Consider the following 20643-nt stretch of genomic DNA (forward strand, 5'->3'; position numbering starts at 1 on the left):
AACTAAAAAGAAAAGTCGGATAAGATTTACGACTTGTCATTTGCTGACTTTTAAAAACACCTTTTTAAGCATTTGTCCAGGCTATACAATAAGAATTTATATATAGTATACTTGTTAACATGTGTTACAATAGTCTTTCCGAGCAATTTAGATTGCAGAAAACAAACATTCGTTCTATTATATTAATGAGGAGAAATTTAAAAGCTGTTATGTAAGTGAAAGGAGAAGATGTTGTTTTGGCTAATCAAACAACACAGTATACCGATGATTCCATTCAAATACTGGAGGGTCTTGATGCTGTTAGAAAAAGACCTGGTATGTATATAGGAAGCACAGATTTGCGCGGATTACATCATTTGGTGTTTGAAATTGTTGATAATGCAGTGGATGAAGCACTGGCGGGATATGGTAATGTCATTAAAGTAATCATACATAAAGATAACAGTATTTCTGTGGAAGATAGTGGGAGAGGGATACCAGCAGGAATGCATAGTTCCGGAAAGTCAACGATAGAAGTTATTTTTACTGTATTGCATGCAGGCGGTAAATTCGGACAAGGTGGGTATAAAACCAGTGGTGGCTTGCATGGAGTAGGCTCATCTGTAGTTAATGCATTGTCTGAATGGCTTGAAGTAACTACTTACCGGGATGGCCAAACTTATTTTCAAAGGTTTGAAAATGGAGGAAAGCCAAAGGGAACTCTTGAAAAGAAGGGAGTTACCAGAAAGACAGGTACGGTCATTCATTTTAAACCTGATCAGGTCATTTTTTCATCGATTGTTTATAATTTCGAAACATTGTCCGAGCGGCTGAGAGAATCTGCGTTTTTGTTAAAAGGTCTTAAGATTCAGCTAGTCGATAAGCGTATAGAGGAAAAAGAAGAATATGAATATCCGAATGGTCTGGAATCGTTTGTATCCTATTTAAATGAAGAAAAAGATGTACTTCACCCTGTTATTTCTTTTGAAGGGGAGCAGCAGGGAATTGAAGTGGATTTTGCTTTTCAATTTAATGATGGATATGCAGAAAGTATGCTTTCCTTCGTAAACCATGTTCGGACAAGAGATGGAGGAACACATGAATCAGGTGCTCGTTCAGCGATCACGAGAACATTTAATGACTATGCAAGAAGAGTCGCATTACTAAAAGAGAAAGAAAAAAACTTGGAAGGTACAGATATAAGAGAAGGCCTTACAGCCATTGTATCTGTTCGTGTTCCTGAAGATAAACTACAGTTTGAAGGGCAAACCAAAGGCAAACTAGGAACATCGGAAGCTCGTTCGGTAGTGGATGCTGTTATTTCTGAAAAACTTTCCTATTTTCTGGAAGAGAATCCTGATATTTCAGGATTATTAATCAGAAAATCGATTAAAGCAAAGGAAGCAAGGGAAGCTGCAAGAAAAGCACGAGAAGATGCAAGAACAGGAAAGAAAAAGCGTAGAAAAGATGCATTGCTGAGTGGAAAACTAACACCAGCACAATCAAAAAATCCAAAAAGAAACGAACTATATTTAGTGGAGGGAGATTCAGCAGGTGGTTCAGCCAAACAGGGCAGGGACCGGAAATTTCAAGCAGTACTTCCTTTAAGAGGCAAGGTAATTAATACAGAGAAGTCAAAACTTGAAGATGTTTTTAAAAATGAAGAAATCTCGACAATCATCCATACAATTGGAGCAGGGGTTGGGGGAGACTTCGATTTAGAAGATGTACAGTATGATAAAATAATCATAATGACAGATGCCGATACAGATGGTGCTCATATTCAAGTATTATTACTAACCTTTTTCTATCGATACATGCGTTCTTTAGTAGAAGCAGGAAAAATATTTATTGCCCTGCCTCCTTTGTTTAAAATATCTAAAGGGAAAGGAAAAAAAGAGAAAATTGTTTATGCCTGGGATGAGGAAAAAATGAAAGAAGCATTGAAAGAATTTAAAAACGGTTATACGATTCAGCGATACAAAGGGCTTGGAGAGATGAACGCTGATCAGCTTTGGGAAACAACGATGAATCCTGAAACCCGTACGTTGATCCGGGTAACAATTGAAGATCTTGCCAGAGCGGAAAGAAGGGTGACTACTTTAATGGGTGATAAAGTGGAACCAAGAAGAAAATGGATTGAAAACAATGTTAAATTTAGCATGGACGATGATGACAATATACTTGATAATAAGAACATTCATACATGATTCAAACCGCTGAATCGATTGTAGTGCTTGGAGCTATACATGATAATTAAACGAATTATATATTTTTGATAATAAGGGGGGGTTAATTTGCCACAACTAGAAGAATATTTAGACCTTCCATTAGAAGAAGTAATTGGAGACAGATTTGGAAGGTATAGTAAATACATTATTCAAGATAGAGCATTACCTGATGCGAGGGATGGTTTAAAACCTGTTCAGCGAAGAATATTATTTGCCATGTTTAGAGAAAAAAACACCCATGATAAAATTTTTCGTAAATCTGCTAAAACGGTCGGTACAGTAATTGGTAACTATCATCCACACGGGGACACCTCCGTATATGAGGCCATGGTGCGATTAAGCCAGGACTGGAAGGTACGAAATGTGTTAGTGGAAATGCATGGTAACAATGGGAGTATTGATGGGGATCCAGCTGCTGCGATGAGATATACAGAAGCAAGACTTTCTAGTATTTCCTCTGAGCTATTACGTGATATTGATAAAGAAACAGTCGATTTCATCCCTAATTTTGATGAGACTGATCTAGAACCTATCGTATTGCCTGCGAAATTCCCCAATCTATTAGTGAATGGATCAACAGGGATTTCTTCAGGATATGCAACAGATATTCCTCCACATAACTTAGCTGAAGTAATTGATGCGGTTATAATGAAAATTGATAAGCCTGCCGCCACTGTTGAGGAGTTAATGACTGTGATAAAAGCACCTGATTTTCCCACTGGCGGAATTATTCAAGGTATTGATGGAATTAAAAAAGCCTATGAAACAGGACGTGGGAAAATAATTATACGTGGTCGGACTCGGATTGAAGAGATTCGTGGAAATCGTCAACAAATTGTAATTGATGAAATCCCCTACGAAGTTAATAAAGCCACTATGGTTAAAAAAATTGATGAACTGCGTATTGACCGTAAAGTAGAAGGCATTGCTGAGGTTCGTGATGAAACGGATAGGACTGGACTTCGAGTAGTAATTGAACTTAAAAAAGAGGTAAATAGTGAAGGTGTTTTACATTATTTATATAAAAATACGGACTTGCAGGTAACCTATCATTTTAATATGGTTGCAATCCAGGACAAGACGCCTAAATTATTATCCTTACCCAAAATACTTGATGCTTATATTTCTCATCAAAAAGAAATTGTAACAAGACAAACTACTTTTGATTTAAAGAAAGCGAAAGATCGAGCGCATATTGTTGAGGGATTGATAAAAGCCATTTCTATTCTGGACGAATTAATTGTGACGATTCGTTCCGCAAAAGATAAACAGGATGCAAAGAGACAAATTATTTCAAGGTATAACTTTTCAGAAGTGCAGGCAGAAGCAATTGTTATGTTACAATTATATCGTTTAACAAATACGGATATTACTCAACTTGAAAAAGAGGCAGAGGAATTACGGAAAAGCATTATTGAGCTTGAAGCAGTTTTGACCAGTGAAAAAAAACTTTTTCAAACCATAAAAAAAGAACTTAGACAGATCAAGAAAAATTTTGCAGATAATCGAAGAACTTCGATTGAAGATAAAATTGAAGAATTAACGATTAATATTGAAGTTACTGTTGCCAGTGAGGATGTACTCGTTTCGATTACTAGAGATGGTTATATTAAGAGAACCAGTCTGCGTTCTTACAGTGCCTCCAATGGAGAAGACTTTGCAATCAAAGAGGAAGATCATTTGGTTGGATTGCTGGAAATAAATACGACTGATAAAATTCTGCTATTTACGAATAAAGGAAAGTATTTATATTTATTGGTTCATGAATTACCAGATATCAGATGGAAGGATATTGGTCAGCATATTTCAAACATCGTTTCCATCGATAAGGATGAACGGATTATACAATGTATTCCTGTTCGCCAATTTAAAGAGGGTAATTATCTGGTCTTCTTTACAAAAAATGGAATGGTTAAACGAAGTGAATTTAAGCTGTATGATGCCCAAAGATATTCCAAAGCATTGATTGCTTTAAATCTTAAAAAAGATGATGAAGTTGTTAATGTTCAGCAAACGGATGGGTATTCGGATATCTTTATCGCTTCAAATAAGGGATATGGATTATGGTATCATGAATCTGAAGTATCCATTGTTGGCCAGCGTGCGGCAGGGGTTAAGGCAATACTGTTAAAGGACAGTGAATTTGTTGTAAATGGACAGACTTTCGATGATTTATCTGAACCATCCATTGTTGTAATCACACAACGTGGTGCATGTAAACGAATGAAATTGAAGGAATTTGAAAAAACAAGTCGAGCAAAACGCGGACTCACTATGCTAAGGGAATTAAAAAATAAAGCACACCGAATTAAAGGATTTTTTGTTGTAAATGAGAATGATACATTACATTTTCAAACAATAAATGGTGAAAAACATAGTATTTTCCCATTAGAGCTTTCTGCAAGTGACCGCTATAGCAATGGTTCGTTTGTAATTGATTCGGATAATCAGGGAGAAGTAAGCGAGGCGTGGAAGGAAGCAGTTTATCATAAACCGTTTAATGATACTGAAAGTTAATTTTGAAGACAGCTTTTTATCGCAAAAAGCTGTCTTTGTTATAGAGGTTGTTCAAAAGGTTTGATAAAAATGACACGTCAGGATAGGGGATCTTTGATAAGTGCCGACACGTCCTGGGACTGCGCCAAGACTCTTCCCACCGAAAACCATGGGACTGGGCTAAAGCTCGCCCCACTGAAAACCATGGATGCGCCAAGGCTCGCTCTACTGAAATCCAATGTGTCGAACGTCTAAGTAAACCACATCCTGTTTGAACAACCATTTATATGGGAAACTGAAAACGCTTTCCGTATTCCTATAAATATGATAAAGTTAAATAAAATGATATAAAGGAGGAAGAGTATATAACGGATCTACGACAAAAAATTATCCATTCTTCTTTGCTTTTGTTTGAAAAACATGGATTTCATGGAGTTACAGTTAATCAAATCGTCGAAGATGTTGGTACATCCAAAGGAGGCTTTTATCATCATTTTACCTCTAAGGATGAATTGTTATTTCTTATTCATGATACGTTTATTACGTATGTGCTGGAAAAAGCAACAGTTGCGAATGAAACGTATGAATCACCGACAAAAAAATTGCAGGCAATTATTAAAGACTTTGTAAAAGTATTCGATTTATACAAACCCCATATTTCCGTGTTTTATCAGGAGAATATTTACTTAAAACCGAAATATGAAATCCTGATTAAAGGAAAGCGTGATCAATTTAAGCAAATTATTAAACAAGCGATCAGCGAAGGCAAAGAGTGGGGAGAGTTTCGAGACGATCTTCCGGTTGAAATAACAACAATGGCAATTTTAGGTATGGTAAACTGGACTTACAAATGGTATAAGAAATCAGGGGTTAAAACGATTGAAGAGATTGGGGATATATTTGTAGACTTAATATTGCACGCCGTTCTGCAGACAGATACAATTGTCAGTAAGTATGAGGAAATAGTAATCAAGTAATCTTTCTTTTAACAAAGTGGTTATCATATGATTTAAACAGACCAACCAGTCGGTCTTACATATAAGGAGGAATAACATGAATTTTGAATTATCTAAAGAACAGCAAATGATTCAAAAGATGGTTAAGGAATTTGCTGATGAAGTGATACAGCCGAGAGCCATCGAAATTGATACAGAAGCAAAGTTTCCAGTTGATATTTTTGAGCAAATGGGGGAGCTTGGCCTATTGGGTATTCCATTTCCTGAGGAATATGGTGGATCTGAAGGTGACACTCTTTCTTATGCATTAGCAGTTGAAGAAATCGGTCGTGTTTGTGGAAGTACCGGTTTAAGCTATGCTGCTGCAGTATCACTTGGAGCTAGCCCGATTTTTTATTTTGGTACAGAAGAGCAAAAGCAAAAGTATTTAATCCCTCTAGCTGAAGGAAAAGCATTAGGGTCTTTTGGTTTAACCGAACCAAATGCAGGTTCAGATGCTGGTGGAACAAAAACGACAGCTGTAATCGATGGAAACGAATATGTTATTAATGGTGAGAAATGTTTTATTACAAATGCTAGCTTTGCCAAAACAGTTATCGTCACTGCAGTTACAGGTAAAAACGAAAATGGTAGGAATATCATTTCAGCAATAATCGTTCCAACAGACACTGAGGGTGTAAAGATCACAAGCGGTTACGAAAAAATGGGTGTTCGCGGATCAGATACGGCAGAAGTTGTTTTAGATAATGTACGTGTTCCAAGAGACAATATTTTGGGTAGTGAAGAAAAAGGGTTTAATCAATTTTTATATACACTTGATGGTGGAAGAATTTCCATTGCTGCCTTAGGATTAGGTATTGCTCAAGGTTCACTTAATAAAGCATTAAGCTATGCAAAAAAAAGAACACAATTTGGAAAATCGATTTCCAGCTTTCAGGCAATCCAATTTAAGCTTGCAGATATGTCGATGGAAATTGAACTTGCAAGAAATATGGTTCATAAAGCAGCATGGTTGAAAGATAATGAGAAACCATTCAGTAAAGAGGCAGCATATGCAAAATTATATGCAACTGAAACTGCTTTTAGAGCTGCTAATCAAGCGATTCAGATTCATGGCGGATATGGTTACATGCGTGAGTATGAAGTAGAAAGATACTTACGTGATGCCAAACTATTGGAAATTGGTGAAGGTACATCTGAAATCCAAAGACTGGTGATTGCTAGACAACTTGGCTGCTAGATTAAAATTGGAGAGTAAATTTCATGTTTTCATATAATTATCCAATTTACAGTAAGTGGAAAGAAAGATTCAGAAGTTTAAATGAAAAGAAATAGTAGTTCAACAACTGCATTAAAAGGGGAGAGTATATGATTAAAAAAATACTTATAGCTAACCGGGGTGAGATTGCAGCCCGCGTTATCCGAACTTGTAAAAAAATGAATATCCTAACAGTTGCAGTCTACTCGGAAGCAGATCAAAAAGCTCCTTATGTATCCATGGCAGATGAAAGTTATTTAATTGGACCTCCACGGGTATATGAGAGCTATTTAAATGCTGAAAAGATTATTTCTATTGCCAAAGAGGCTAAAGTTGATGCCATTCACCCGGGATATGGATTTTTAAGTGAAAATGATCAGTTTGCAAAGAAATGTAGCGAGGAAGATATAATTTTCATTGGTCCCTCAGCAAGAGTAATGAGACAAATGGGCAGCAAAATTGAAGCAAGAAAAGCGATGCAGGAAGCAGGTGTACCTGTTGTACCAGGGACTAGCGGGGCAGTAGCCTCTATTGAGGAGGCTATAGAGGCAGCTGGAGATATCGGCTATCCAATTATGCTGAAAGCTTCAGCAGGTGGCGGCGGTATTGGTATGCAAGTGGTACACTCGGATGAAGAATTAAAAAAAGCATATGAAAGCAATTCGAAGCGTGCTTTAACATTTTTTGGTGATGGTTCTATGTTTATGGAGAAGAAATTGGACAATGCAAGGCATATTGAAATCCAATTATTAGCCGATCATCATGGCAATGCTGTTCACTTGTTTGAACGGGAATGCTCTATTCAACGCCGTAATCAAAAAGTAGTTGAGGAAGCACCGTCATCATTTATTTCGGAAAACACAAGGATTGCGATGGGGAAAGCAGCACTAAATGCAGCGAAATCACTTGGTTACACAAATGCGGGGACAATTGAATTTTTAGTTGATCAAGATGAAAACTTTTATTTTCTAGAAATGAATACAAGAATTCAGGTTGAGCATCCTGTGACGGAAGAGATTACTAGTCTTGATATTGTCGAAGCACAAATTCAAATTGCAAATGGAGAGAAATTGAAAATAACTCAGGACGAGCTCCACATTCAAGGCCATGCAATTGAAGTACGAATTTATGCAGAAGATCCTGTAACATTCCTCCCTTCTCCAGGTCATATTACAACATTTGACTTACCAGAAGGTGAAGCAATCCGAAATGAAACAGCAGTTACCAGTGATTATGATGTTACCCCATATTATGATCCAATGATTAGCAAGTTAATTGTTAAAGGGGTAGATAGAGATGAAGCAATTTCTTCATTAAAAGATGCACTTTTACGCTTTAAAATTGAAGGTATTAAAACGAATATCCCGATGCTTTTAGAGGTTGTGGATCATGATCAATTTAGAATAGGAAATACTACTACAGCATTTGTACAGGAATTTTATTTACCATCAATTAAAACTAAATAGGAGGAATTTATGATGCAAGAAGTAAAAGCAACGATGGCAGGAAGTGTATGGAAAATAACTGTAAAACAAGGGGATCATGTTGAAGAAGATCAGGATATCGTCATACTGGAATCAATGAAAATGGAAATACCGATTGGTGCAGAAGAAGCTGGGATTGTGAAAGAACTTAAAGTAACTGAAGGGGATTTCGTCAACGAAGGCGACGTAATTGCAATTATTGAATAATAATAATTGAGAAATTAAGAAAAGTGGAGATAACTGCATGGAGACGGAGACATAAAACAAGGAGATGAAGAACGAATTGGTTTGTCTTTCAAAGTGTTCTTTGTTTAGACTTCAGTCTCTAAGAGGCAAATCCAGACAAGGAGGTACCTATGACTCTAGTTAATCTTGAAATAGTCGATAAACATATAGCTATTATTTCACTTAATCGTCCTGAGGCAGCAAATGCTCTATCAACTAGATTACTACATGAGTTGAATGAGATCATCCAAAAAATTGATCAGGATCCAGAGGTTTATTGTTCCATTATTACCGGAACAAACGAAAAGGCATTTTGTGCTGGAGCGGATTTAAAGGAACGAAGAGGAATGTCGGATGCGCAGGTAATTTCTGCAGTCCGCTATATTGGGGACACTGTTACTGCTATAGAAACAATGCGGATGCCAGTCATCGCTGCTTTAAATGGGGTAGCTTTCGGTGGTGGCCTCGAATTAGCACTAGCTTGCGATCTTCGTATTGCTGCAACACATGTGAAAATGGGGTTAACAGAAGCATCACTAGCAATTATTCCAGGTGCTGGTGGTACACAACGTTTACCTCGTTTAATTGGCTTAGGGCAGGCAAAACGGTTGATCTATACTGCTAACCCCCTCGAAGCCGAAGAAGCATTATCCATAGGGCTAGTTGAACAATTAGCTGATTCAAAGGCCTTGATGGATGATGTTTTACAAGTGGCAAAAACGATAGCGAGTAATGGACCAATTGCTTTAAGCCAAGCTAAAACTGCTATTGACAAAGGGATGCAAACAGATATTTCGACAGGGTTAGCGATTGAGAATTTATGCTACAAAGAAACAATTCCCACAACAGATCGGCTTGAAGGGCTGCAAGCTTTTAAAGAAAAGAGAAAGCCCATTTATACAGGTAAATAGAAGCTGGAGGTAACTTTATGTCATATATAGAGGATTTACAAACTAGAATTGCAAAAATAGAAAAAGGCGGACTAGAGAAATATCATCAAAAAAACAATGATAAGGGAAAGCTTTTTGCACGAAAAAGACTGAAGTTATTATTTGATGAAGGTATGGATATGGAAGACGCATTTTTTGCCAATTGTATGGATGATTCTTTGCCATCGGACGGTGTGGTTACTGGAATTGGAAAAATAAATGGTCAGTCTGTTTGTGTGATGGCCAATGATTCAACAGTTAAAGCCGGTTCATGGGGAAAAAGAACCGTCGAAAAAATTATTCGTATTCAGGAAACAGCGATGAAAATGGAAATTCCAATTTTATATTTAGTTGATTCAGCTGGTGCAAGAATTACTGATCAGATTGAAATGTTTCCAGGACGACGGGGCGCAGGACGAATATTTCACAACCAAATTAAATTATCTGGACGAGTACCACAGGTTTGCCTATTATTTGGTCCATCTGCTGCAGGCGGTGCATATATACCCGCATTTTGTGATCTAGTTATCATGGTTGACGGAAATGCATCGATGTACTTAGGGTCTCCAAGAATGGCTGAAAAAGTAATTGGTGAAAAAGTAAGTCTTGAGGAAATGGGCGGGGCAAGAATGCATTGCTCAATATCTGGTGTTGGCGATGTCTTGGTGAAATCGGAGGAAGAAGCAATTGAGTATGCAAGAAATTATTTAAGCTATTTTCCAGCTAATTTTAGAGAAAAACCAAAAGCATTAGAGTCAAAAGAAATAAAGTCATTTGAAAAATCGATTACTGATTTAATTCCGCCAAATCAAAATGCGCCTTTCAACATGCATGATTTTATTAAACGAATTATTGATGAAGACAGCTTTTGTGAAATCAAAAAGAAATTTGCTCCTGAATTAATTACAGGTTTAGCAAGAATTGATGGAAAATCAATAGGAATTATCGCAAACCAGCCAAAAATGAAGGGTGGGGTTCTATTCCCTGATTCTGCTGATAAATCAGCTAAATTCGTCCAACTATGTGATGCATTTAATATACCACTATTGTTCTTAGTAGACGTTCCTGGATTTATGATTGGAACCAAAGTAGAGCGTGCAGGTATTATTCGCCATGGTGCTAAAATGTTAGCAACGATGAGTGAGGCGACAGTGCCGAAAATATCAGTAATCGTTAGAAAAGCATACGGAGCAGGATTGTATGCCATGGCTGGACCAGCTTTTGATCCGGATTGCTGTATCGCCCTTCCAACAGCACAAATTGCGGTAATGGGTCCAGAAGCTGCAGTGAATGCAGTATATGCAAATAAAATTGCCGAACTGCCAGAAGAAGAGAGACCGGCTTTTGTTAAAGAAAAGCAAGATGAATACAAAGATAATATTGATATTTACCGCTTAGCTTCCGAAATGGTAATCGATGCTATTGTAGAGCCGGATAAACTAAGGGATGAATTAGTTGGTCGATTTAGTGTCTATGAAGCAAAAAATGTTAATTTCACAGAAAGAAAACATGGAGTATATCCGGTTTAAGAATGAAAGCTTTGGTATCAATTTGATACCAAAGTTTTTTAATTTGAACTAACTAATTAATTGCTTCATAGGTAAAATAAAAGATGATTATAATAGTAAACGATAATTTTATTATGTAAATTTAAAAGTATCTTGATTACAATTTTATGATATTCTAGAAAATAGAAGTTTCTATGACACATAATTTGGAGGAACGTCATGAAGATTAAAGATTTTATGATTAATGATGTAATTAGTATTACTAAAGACACGACAGTTAAAGAACTGTTAGAGAAACTTGTCGTCAATAAAATTGGTGGGGTGCCTGTCGTCGATAATGATAACCAATTATTAGGTGTTATTAGTGACGGAGATGTAATCCGCTACCTGCAGCCTAAGGGCAGAACTGTTTATGACATGTTTGCAGTGGTTCTCGTAAGTGAAAAGGAAAGTCTATCACATAAATTGAAATATGCACTGGATAAACAAGTAAATGAAATGATGCGTAAGAAAGGCATCCTCACTGTTCAGCCTGATGATAACATAGAAAAGGCATTAGCTATTTTTTCCAGATATCATTTTAAAAAGATACCTGTAGTAAATGATAGCAATCAGGTTGTTGGTGTTCTAAGCCGAGGAGATCTGATCAGGTTTATTACTATCGAATTAATTGCAAAAACAGATGAATAATTAATTAAAAAAGACCTCTTTGGAAAGGGGTTTTTTTAATGGAAAAATATAATATGGATGAATTATTACTCCCCGGTGATAACATGAATAATTGAATGGTAGAAATGAATGCATATATTGCGTATAATAAATACTGGAAATGTTAACGGAGAAAGGAAATATACGTTGTGATCGAATTAGAAACAAACCAAATTAAAACCAGTCTCACTCATTTAGCTGCATACCACAAGCTAATGCTTGATAATGGTGATGAACAAAGTGCTAATAAAATATGCGAACTTTACGTTAAACTAGATAAAAATGAATTACTGATCAGTTTTGCTGGTCATTTTTCTGCTGGAAAATCATCGATGATTAATGCGCTTTTAAGTAAAGATATTTTACCAAAAAGCCCAATCCCGACAAGTGCAAATATTGTTAAAATTAATTCAGAGGATGGAGTTGCCCGTGTGTTCTTTCATCATGATCATCCCGTTGCATACAAAGAACCATACGATCTTGATATGATTAAAGAGTATTCCAAAGATAAGGATTCCATTAAGAAAATCGAAATCAGTACAGCAGAACAAATTATTCCTGTTGGATGTTCTTTAATGGATACACCAGGAATTGATGCAGTTGATGATGCAGACCGTGTTATGACGGAAGCATCATTACATTTAGTGGATGTATTATTTTATGTAATGGATTATAATCATGTGAAGTCAGAGGTCAATTTACAATTTCTAAAAGCTCTTCAGGAAAAGTCCATTCCATTTTATGTGATTATTAACCAGATTGATAAGCATGTTGAAGAGGAATTACCCTTTTCCAAGTTTAATCATAGTATTAAACAAACGTTTGATCAGTGGAAAATATTTCCAGAATATATTTTTTATTCTTCCTTACTAGATCCTGTTGCAAAAAATAATCAATTTATTGAGATAAAAGAAAAGTTGTTTTCAATCATGGAAAAAGAAAAGGATTTATTTTTTAATTTAGACCAATCTGTCATTCAGGTGATAAAAGAGCATAAACGATTCCTTCAGCAAAAGTATGAAGAGAATTTGTCTCAATATGTAAGTGATGAGACTGAATTGGAAAATAATTTCGCCAGGATAGATGAGCTGGAGGCAAACAGATTTATTTTACAAAATGAACCAGGTGAAATAGAAAAATTGTTTCAAAATGAATTAAATATTACATTGAAAAATGCTTACTTAATGCCTGCAGATTTAAGAGATAAAGCAACTGCTTTCTTAAAGTCACAGCAAAGTGATTTTAAAGTGGGATTATTTTCAGCCAAAAGAAAAACGACGGAGGAGAGGGATGCCAGATTAGCAGCATTTCTCAGGCCGCTTCAGGAAAATATGGAAACAGTGTTACAGTGGAAGTTACGCGATAAATTTACTAACCTAGTAAAGGACTATAAACTCAGTGATCCAAAGGTGCAAAAACAGATTCATAACCTATCTGTTGTGTACCCTGGGAATAAACTGGTTGAGTTGATAAAGCCTGGTGCCAAAGTGACAGGGGATTCTGTCATAAATTATACAAATGATGTGAGTGCAGATATTAAACAACGATTTAAAAATAAAGCACGTACATTATTAGCTGATGTCCAATGTGTAATCCAAAGTAAAAACAAGGATAAACTAATAAATATTGAAAAGGAACTGCAGGATTTATATCAAAAAAGGTCTCTTAAAGTAAAACAGGATGCCATCAAAACTGAATTAGCTGAAAGGTTTAAGGAGATTGACATGATTCCTGATGCATCTCATCCTGATGAAGAGGCTTGGAATCTGCTGCAAAGATATTTGGAAACAGATCATACACAAATTATGCCGGCAGACCTGCCGATTAAACTCAAAAATAACAATGAAAATAATATACAATTGAATGAAATGGAAGAAAAAAGAAATAAACCGACACACTCTGTAAATGATGTTCTGGAAAGTATAAATGAAACAATCCAGACTATCGAAGGTTTGCCAGGCTTTCAGGCTATTATAAATGATCTAGAGGGAAAACATGATAGATTAAATAATCGTACCTATATCATTGCGTTGTTTGGGGCTTTCAGTGCTGGTAAATCATCCTTTGCCAATGCATTAATGGGTGAACGTGTACTACCGGTATCGCCAAACCCAACTACAGCAACTGTAAATAGGATTACACCTATAACAAATAAGCGGGAGCATGGAACAGTTGCCGTTACTTTAAAAAATGAAGAAATGTTAATAAAAGATATTGAATTAATCACAAAACAATTTTCACCGCCAGCAACTAATCTGGAAGGCTTATTAAATTGGATTCAGGATAATCAAATACAGCAGAATTCCAAATTAAATAAAATGTATCAAGCCTATTTACAAGCAATGCTTACTGGTTATTATTTACACAAGGAATTTATAGGAAAAACACGGACAATCACACTCGAAGAATTTGCTGCATTTGTAACAGATGAAACAAAAGCATGTTATACCGAATCAATCGATTTATATTATGATTGCTCCATAACTAGACAGGGTATCACATTAGTCGATACACCTGGTGCAGATTCCGTTAATGCTCGCCATACGAATGTGGCATTTGATTATATTAAGCATGCTGACGCTATTCTGTATGTAACCTATTATAATCATGCATTATCACATGCCGATAAGAACTTCCTTATGCAACTTGGCCGTGTGAAAGAAGCCTTTGAACTTGATAAAATATTTTTCATCGTAAATGCTGCTGACCTGGCAGAAGATGATGAAGAGCTTCAGCTTGTTACAAATTATGTGCAGGAGCAATTAATTAATTTGGGAATTCGTTTCCCAAAATTATATCCTGTTTCCAGCAGGCAATCACTGGAAAATAAATTGGATAATCATGCATTGAATAAAGAAATGCAGCTTTTTGAGGATACATTTTATCATTTCATTCATAACGATCTTGCTGCAATAACTGTACAATCAGCTTTATGGGATATCAATCGTACTTCTCAGTCAATGCAGGAATATATGAGATCAGCTAATCTTGATGAGAAAGAAAAAGAAACGTACCGAAAAGAATTACTTGCCAAAAAAACAGCGCTTGTTGACCATATAGAAAAGTTTGAAACAGCGGTCTATAAAGAACAAATTACTCAAAAAATAGAAAAACAATTATATTATGTAATGGAGAGACTTGGGATAAAATTCCATGATTTATTTAAGGAATCATTTAACCCGACCACTATCACCGAAATGGGTAAAAGTGCAAATCATCAATTAAGAACCAGCTTGGATAATTTGCTGGATTATACAGGCTTTGAGCTGCATCAGGAACTTCAGGCAGTTTCTTTAAGAATGGAATCATTTGTTAAAACCCTGCTGGTTGAGGTTTACAATGAGATAAAAACTAAAAGCAATGAAGCGAGCGGAACATTTTTTTATCCTGATCTTTCTCCACAGGAGCTTGAAACTCCGGATTATAAAGAAGCCTTTGAGTCAATTGATATGAAACGATTTGACAAGGCCCTTGCAGGATATAAAGGGACAAAGGCTTTCTTTGCAAAAAATGAAAAAGAAGTAATGAAAGAAAATATTTATCAGGAATTGAAACCAATTGCCAAGGAATATATTAATGAAAATAAAATAATTATGGATGATGCTTATATCAATCAATGGACAGAGCTGATAGATGAAATGAAAGAGGCTGCGAAACACCATCTTGACATCCAAATGAATAATAAGTTAGAAGCTTTGACATCAGCTGTTGATATGAAAGTATTAACTGCAAAAAATAAGTCACTTATAGAGATTTTGAAAAGTCATGGATAGAAAGGATATGTAAATATGAATAAAAATGAAGTATTACTTGTCGATGGAATGGCTTTATTGTTTCGTGGTTTCTTTGCAACAGCATTTCGCAGCAATTTTATGAAGACAAGCAAAGGTATTCCAACAAACGGAGTTTACCAATTTATGCACTATTTTCTTGATGCTGTAGATAGGTTTAAACCTACACATGTTGTTTGTTGTTGGGACATGGGCAGTAAAACGTTTCGTACGGAGCTTTATGAGGGTTATAAAGCAAACAGGGGGGATCCGCCGGAAGAATTGGTTCCACAATTTGATCTGATAAAAGAAGTTGTCGAATCATTCAATATGCCAAATGTCGGTCTAAAAAACTATGAGGCTGATGATTGTATTGGTACATTGGCAAAAGTCTATGGAGTAGAAAATAATGTAACCATTCTTACAGGTGATCAGGATATTTTACAGCTTGTTGATGAACAGGTTCGGGTAGCTATTATGCGAAAAGGTCAAGGCAATTATGAGATATTTAATCATGTTAATTTTTATGATAAAAAAGGAATTCAGCCAAGGCAAATAATAGATTTAAAGGGTTTAATGGGCGACGCTTCCGATAACTATCCTGGAGTAAAAGGAATCGGTGAGAAAACAGCCCTAAAGCTTATTCAGAAGTATGGATCCATTGATAAGTTGCTAGAAAATCTAGAACAATTACCAAAGGGAATTCAAACAAAGATCAAAACGGATATGGATATGCTTCATTTATCCAAAAACCTGGCAGAAATTAAGTGTGACGCACCAATTAGCTGTCACCTAGATACGGCACTTTGGGCATATGAAAAAGAAAAAATTATTTCCAAATTCGATGAACTGGAATTTAAAAATATGGCTAAACTTTTATAAAACGAAAACGATTAGACTTAGACGAAAGCTTCTGCATCCACATGCTGAAGCTTTTTCTTTTCTTCATCGGTTTTATATAGTGTATAAATATTTATTAATTCATGTTAAGAACTTAGAAGTAATTTATACCAGCATATGGTATATAGGGATACCCCTCATATTTTTAACTATACGGCACCGGGGTATTGACGAGGGTGGTGGGGGTATGCCGTTATTGCTGTAGCAGCACAAAAAAAACAGAACCCACCACACTTAGAATGAGTTCTGTTTCAGGTTAATTTTCAATAGCTATTCTGGCTTCCACAATAATTGCAAATAGTAACGTTGCTGCTGCTAAATGCAATACTGCATATGATATAGATATAAAAGATAGTATTGTTATTATACCGATGATAAGTTGAATGAACGTAACTAGCAGTGACAGGATCATGCGAATTTTTAATATATAAATATTCATTGATCGGACTTTATGAGTAATATATAAAATATATACTACAGAAAAAATTGCTAATAGCCGATGGGAAGTTTGTAGAAACTCTGGAATGGAGCTAGGTAATATTGCATCACCGCAATCAAGCCAGCCACATGCTAATCCATGATGCTGGTGTTTAATATATGCACCAATTCCAATTGTAAAAAATAATAGTACAATGAGTATATTCAAATGCTTTTTCATTACAAATACTTCATTGCTTTTATTAAAAATGTATGGCGCTTCATATCGCCAAAACCAAATCAGCAAACCTAAAAAAATCATCGCAATAAGTAAATGCAGAGTAATAATAAATGATGGTAAATGGTAAAATACAACGATCGCACCCATGATCAGTTGTAATATCAATAATCCAAGCATATAATTGGCAACTTTATTGGCAAGTCTATTATTCTCTTTTTTCACTTTAATAAATAAAATTATCGTCATAATAAAGAGTATGGCACCAATTACCCGATGCCCAAATTCAATTAACGTATCTCCTTGTAGTTCGGGAATTACCTTTCCGTTACAAAGTGGCCATTCGGGTCCACAGCCCATCCCAGATTCAGATGATGCTACATACCCACCAAAAACAATTAAAAAATAGGTTAATGTAATCGCTGATAAAGCTAATTTTTCCTTAGACAAACAAAACATCCCCTTTTGAAATATACAAACAATAATAGTGTAGCAAAAAATTTAAATTTTCTTTGTGCTTTGTATCACTTGGGTTATAATTTTATTAATGGGCAACGAGAGGAGGAATATATTGAAAGCTATTTTTGTTTACGGCACATTACGAAAAAATGAAAAAAACCATCATTATTTAAATGAGGCTGTTTGTTTATATGGACAGGCGTGGATTCATGGGAAATTATTTGATACGAAAAAGGGCTATCCGGTTATGAAAGAGGTAAATGGAGAGAAAATTTACGGGGAAGTATATCAAGTATCAGATGAACAATTAGCAACAATTAATCAATTGGAAGGATACACAGAGGATGACCCCAATAATTTGTATGAGCGTAAAACGGTAACAGTACATGTTGATAACGAAAAAATACTTGAAGCGATTACGTATATAACAGGGAAACCTTTAGCGGATTCCAATTTCACTATTCCATTTGGTGATTGGAAGGTCTATCAATACCTGAAAAAAAAAACCCTATACTATTTTGCTTATGGTTCATGTATGGATGATGACCGATTTAAACTCGCAAACGTTCACGAATACTTTCAAACGATTGCTGGTAAAGGCGTTTTAGATCAACATGGATTTAGATTTTCAAGAAGTTCATTGGATGGGGGAAAGGCGGATATTATTGAATCAGCAGAAGAAATAGTTGAGGGAGTTGTTTATAAAGTTCCTGTTGAAGCTATGGATTATTTATATGAACGGGAAGGTGTTTATATAAATGCCTATCGTCCGGCAGTTATTTCTCTTCAATTAAATAACAGCGAAATGATTGAGGCAATTACTTTTATTGGAACAAAAAAGGCTGATGAGACAAAACCCACAAAAAGTTATGCATCAGAAATTATCCGTGGGGCTAAAGGTATTCTAAGTGATCATTATATCGACAAGCTAAAGCAGCGTATTAATAAATTAATAAAGTAAACGGATATTGGGTTTTATACCTTTTATTGGGTAATAATATATATGAATGATAGGATAGAAGTGAAAGCAGGTGAAGGTAATTGGTATTTACAGAAAAAGAACTAAATGAGTATAGACAGGATTTCCCGCTATTAAAACAAATTGTGAATTTGGAGCCAACCATATGGCTGAATCCGGATTTAATAGAAGCTCAAGTTACTCCAGAATTGCCTTTAACAAAAGAAGATATAATTGAGGCTGAAAAATTGTGGATCCGTTTTGCGCCCTTCTTAAAGGAAGCGTTTCCGGAATTAAATCATACCAATGGAATAATCGAATCACCCTTGAGAAATATTTCTAAAATGAAAGAAGCATTGGAAGCAAATTATCATTCAAAAATAAACGGTAATCTATATCTAAAATGTGATAATGAATTACCTGTTGCTGGTTCGATTAAAGCACGGGGCGGTTTTTATGAAGTACTTCATTATGCAGAGTCATTAGCTATTGATGCAGGTTTAATAAATCGGGAAGGAAATTACGAAGCTTTCCTGAGTGAATCATTTAAAGAATTCTTTCAGCAGTATTCCATCGGTGTAGGTTCAACAGGAAACCTTGGCTTAAGTATTGGAATAATGAGTGCAAAGCTTGGTTTTAATGTATCTGTATACATGTCCCGCGATGCCAAACAGTGGAAAAAAGACCTGCTCCGTGAGAAAGGTGCAAAAGTTTTTGAGTTCGATGGGGACTTTAGTGTAGCAATTGACACTGGAAGGAGGCAGACATTAGCTGATCCAAAAGGCTACTTTGTTGATGATGAGAGCTCTAAGTATTTATTTTTAGGATATAGTACAGCTGCGTTTGAGCTGGAAGAGCAATTAAAGAAACAGGATATAAAGGTGGATAAGTATAATCCATTATTTGTTTATCTTCCCTGTGGTGTAGGCGGATCTCCAGGCGGGATCACATTTGGATTAAAACAACTATTTGGTGAAAATGTGCATTGTTTCTTTGTGGAACCAACTCATTCTCCATCTGTGTTAATTGGATTACTGACAGGGGAAATGAATAAGGTAAGCGTTCAGGATTTTGGTATCGATAATCTTACTGCAGCAGACGGATTAGCTGTCGGAAGACCTTCAAGCTTTGCCACATCGTTCAGTAAGCATCTTATCAGTGGTATTTACACAATGGAGGATGATGAATTATATAAACTACTTGCATTGCTCCAGGATTATGAGCATATTCATGTTGAACCATCGGCAACTGCTGGTTTACTTGGCCCTCAACAGGTTAGTAAGACCAACTATACGGCACAAGAAGCTATTGGCAATGTTACACATATTGCATGGTCAACAGGTGGAGCACTTGTACCTGAAATGGATAAGCAGCAGTTTTATGAGAAGGGAAAACAAATCCTGAAAACTTAAAAACATCTAATAAATTATCCTGAAGATTGAAAACCTGTATCAAATACGATACAGGTTTTTGAAAGTTTCAAAGGAAATGGCTATAATGAAAAGGAACTCATTCAGGATTAGTGCAGGAGGAATTTAGAAATGTATTTCCCGTCGAAGAGAGATTTATGGATTACAATAGGTATGTGGGGTATCGCATTATTGGCAATTGTTATTCCAATTGTTAATGGTCAACTATTCGCATTGGTATTTATGCTGCCACTGGTGGCCCTATTACTGTGGTTTTGGTTCAGTACCGGATATAAGATAGATGATGACATAATTCGAGTGAGCTATGGCCCAATTCGAATAAAGATACCAGTGAAGAATATACAAATTATAAAGAAAAAGAAAAACCCACTTACAGCACCTGCTTTATCTATTAATAAGATTGAATTGGTTTCAGGCAGGTTTGATGTTATCTCCATTTCTCCAGTAAATCAAGAGGAGTTTTTAAAATTAATACTCGAAATTAATGAGAACATTACTCTAGACAGCCGACTTAAAATAGGGAATTGAACTACCCCCAGTTACAAAAGAAAAACTCTTTTGCCCGACTGGGGGATTCTGAATAAATCAGACATACATCGCTGTATGACCATGCCCGTTCAATTAGGCGATGGATTTCCTGCTTTTCAATTTCGACAATCCTTTTTGTTCCAAGTCTCTCAAAGCCCCTTACACTTGA

Annotated in this window: 15 protein-coding genes; 14 read left to right on the forward strand and 1 reads right to left on the reverse strand. The window is 35.8% G+C overall.

Annotated elements, in window-relative coordinates; all coding sequences use genetic code 11:
- Window positions 1-236: 236 nt before the first annotated feature.
- The 11 genes from parE to AC6HVZ_RS01850 all read left to right on the forward strand — a co-directional run bounded on the left by parE (window position 237) and on the right by AC6HVZ_RS01850 (window position 16426).
- Entirely contained in the window at window positions 237-2189 is a 1953-nt protein-coding gene (gene parE, locus AC6HVZ_RS01800) for a DNA topoisomerase IV subunit B (protein WP_497556419.1), read from the forward strand.
- A gap of 87 nt (window positions 2190-2276) precedes the next feature.
- The gene (parC, locus tag AC6HVZ_RS01805) at window positions 2277-4727 is read left to right on the forward strand and encodes a DNA topoisomerase IV subunit A (protein ID WP_497556420.1); all 2451 of its coding nucleotides are present in this window, start codon (window positions 2277-2279) and stop codon (window positions 4725-4727) included.
- Window positions 4728-5071: 344 nt separating this feature from the next.
- Complete coding sequence (locus AC6HVZ_RS01810) at window positions 5072-5683, forward strand: TetR/AcrR family transcriptional regulator (RefSeq protein WP_497556608.1); 612 nt, start codon at window positions 5072-5074, stop codon at window positions 5681-5683.
- 76 nt (window positions 5684-5759) lie between these two features.
- Window positions 5760-6902, forward strand: coding sequence for an acyl-CoA dehydrogenase family protein (locus tag AC6HVZ_RS01815; RefSeq protein WP_497556421.1), 1143 nt, complete (start codon window positions 5760-5762; stop codon window positions 6900-6902).
- Between the two features lie 128 nt (window positions 6903-7030).
- Window positions 7031-8386 (forward strand): acetyl-CoA carboxylase biotin carboxylase subunit, encoded by a 1356-nt coding sequence (locus tag AC6HVZ_RS01820; protein WP_497556422.1) that lies wholly within the window; start codon window positions 7031-7033, stop codon window positions 8384-8386.
- Window positions 8387-8398: 12 nt separating this feature from the next.
- Window positions 8399-8611: an acetyl-CoA carboxylase biotin carboxyl carrier protein subunit gene (locus AC6HVZ_RS01825; RefSeq protein ID WP_497556423.1), complete on the forward strand. Its 213-nt coding sequence runs from the start codon at window positions 8399-8401 to the stop codon at window positions 8609-8611.
- 149 nt (window positions 8612-8760) lie between these two features.
- Window positions 8761-9540, forward strand: a complete 780-nt coding sequence (locus AC6HVZ_RS01830) for an enoyl-CoA hydratase (protein WP_497556424.1) — start codon at window positions 8761-8763, stop codon at window positions 9538-9540.
- A gap of 17 nt (window positions 9541-9557) precedes the next feature.
- On the forward strand, window positions 9558-11087 hold the full coding sequence (locus tag AC6HVZ_RS01835) for an acyl-CoA carboxylase subunit beta (RefSeq protein ID WP_497556425.1): 1530 nt from the start codon (window positions 9558-9560) through the stop codon (window positions 11085-11087).
- Between the two features lie 198 nt (window positions 11088-11285).
- Window positions 11286-11756: a CBS domain-containing protein gene (locus AC6HVZ_RS01840; RefSeq protein ID WP_497556426.1), complete on the forward strand. Its 471-nt coding sequence runs from the start codon at window positions 11286-11288 to the stop codon at window positions 11754-11756.
- Between the two features lie 167 nt (window positions 11757-11923).
- Window positions 11924-15547 carry a dynamin family protein gene (locus tag AC6HVZ_RS01845; RefSeq protein WP_497556427.1) on the forward strand — a complete coding sequence of 1208 codons (3624 nt, stop codon included), beginning with the start codon at window positions 11924-11926 and terminating at the stop codon, window positions 15545-15547.
- A 15-nt stretch (window positions 15548-15562) separates the two neighbouring features.
- Complete coding sequence (locus AC6HVZ_RS01850; RefSeq protein WP_497556428.1) at window positions 15563-16426, forward strand: 5'-3' exonuclease; 864 nt, start codon at window positions 15563-15565, stop codon at window positions 16424-16426.
- Between the two features lie 274 nt (window positions 16427-16700).
- Here AC6HVZ_RS01850 and AC6HVZ_RS01855 read toward each other — a convergent pair whose 3' ends face one another.
- Window positions 16701-17549 (reverse strand): COX15/CtaA family protein, encoded by an 849-nt coding sequence (locus AC6HVZ_RS01855; protein WP_497556429.1) that lies wholly within the window; start codon window positions 17547-17549, stop codon window positions 16701-16703.
- 121 nt (window positions 17550-17670) lie between these two features.
- Between AC6HVZ_RS01855 and AC6HVZ_RS01860 the strand changes: the two genes are divergently transcribed.
- From AC6HVZ_RS01860 to AC6HVZ_RS01870, 3 genes are all read left to right on the forward strand, one after another.
- Window positions 17671-18519 (forward strand): gamma-glutamylcyclotransferase family protein, encoded by an 849-nt coding sequence (locus tag AC6HVZ_RS01860; RefSeq protein WP_497556430.1) that lies wholly within the window; start codon window positions 17671-17673, stop codon window positions 18517-18519.
- Between the two features lie 80 nt (window positions 18520-18599).
- Window positions 18600-19928, forward strand: coding sequence for a D-serine ammonia-lyase (gene dsdA, locus AC6HVZ_RS01865; RefSeq protein ID WP_497556431.1), 1329 nt, complete (start codon window positions 18600-18602; stop codon window positions 19926-19928).
- 129 nt (window positions 19929-20057) lie between these two features.
- Entirely contained in the window at window positions 20058-20474 is a 417-nt protein-coding gene (locus AC6HVZ_RS01870; protein ID WP_497556432.1) for a PH domain-containing protein, read from the forward strand.
- Window positions 20475-20643 lie beyond the last annotated feature (169 nt).

Source organism: Oceanobacillus sp. NCCP-135 (assembly GCF_059698015.1).

What these genes read in the sequence shown, in the direction of transcription:
- AC6HVZ_RS01850 (WP_497556428.1), top strand. Translation starts at nt 15,563, where the DNA reads ATGAATAAAAATGAAGTATTACTTGTCGATGGAATGGCTTTATTGTTT.
- AC6HVZ_RS01840 (WP_497556426.1), top strand. Translation starts at nt 11,286, where the DNA reads ATGAAGATTAAAGATTTTATGATTAATGATGTAATTAGTATTACTAAA.
- AC6HVZ_RS01870 (WP_497556432.1), top strand. Translation starts at nt 20,058, where the DNA reads ATGTATTTCCCGTCGAAGAGAGATTTATGGATTACAATAGGTATGTGG.
- AC6HVZ_RS01825 (WP_497556423.1), top strand. Translation starts at nt 8,399, where the DNA reads ATGCAAGAAGTAAAAGCAACGATGGCAGGAAGTGTATGGAAAATAACT.
- AC6HVZ_RS01830 (WP_497556424.1), top strand. Translation starts at nt 8,761, where the DNA reads ATGACTCTAGTTAATCTTGAAATAGTCGATAAACATATAGCTATTATT.
- AC6HVZ_RS01815 (WP_497556421.1), top strand. Translation starts at nt 5,760, where the DNA reads ATGAATTTTGAATTATCTAAAGAACAGCAAATGATTCAAAAGATGGTT.
- AC6HVZ_RS01835 (WP_497556425.1), top strand. Translation starts at nt 9,558, where the DNA reads ATGTCATATATAGAGGATTTACAAACTAGAATTGCAAAAATAGAAAAA.
- AC6HVZ_RS01820 (WP_497556422.1), top strand. Translation starts at nt 7,031, where the DNA reads ATGATTAAAAAAATACTTATAGCTAACCGGGGTGAGATTGCAGCCCGC.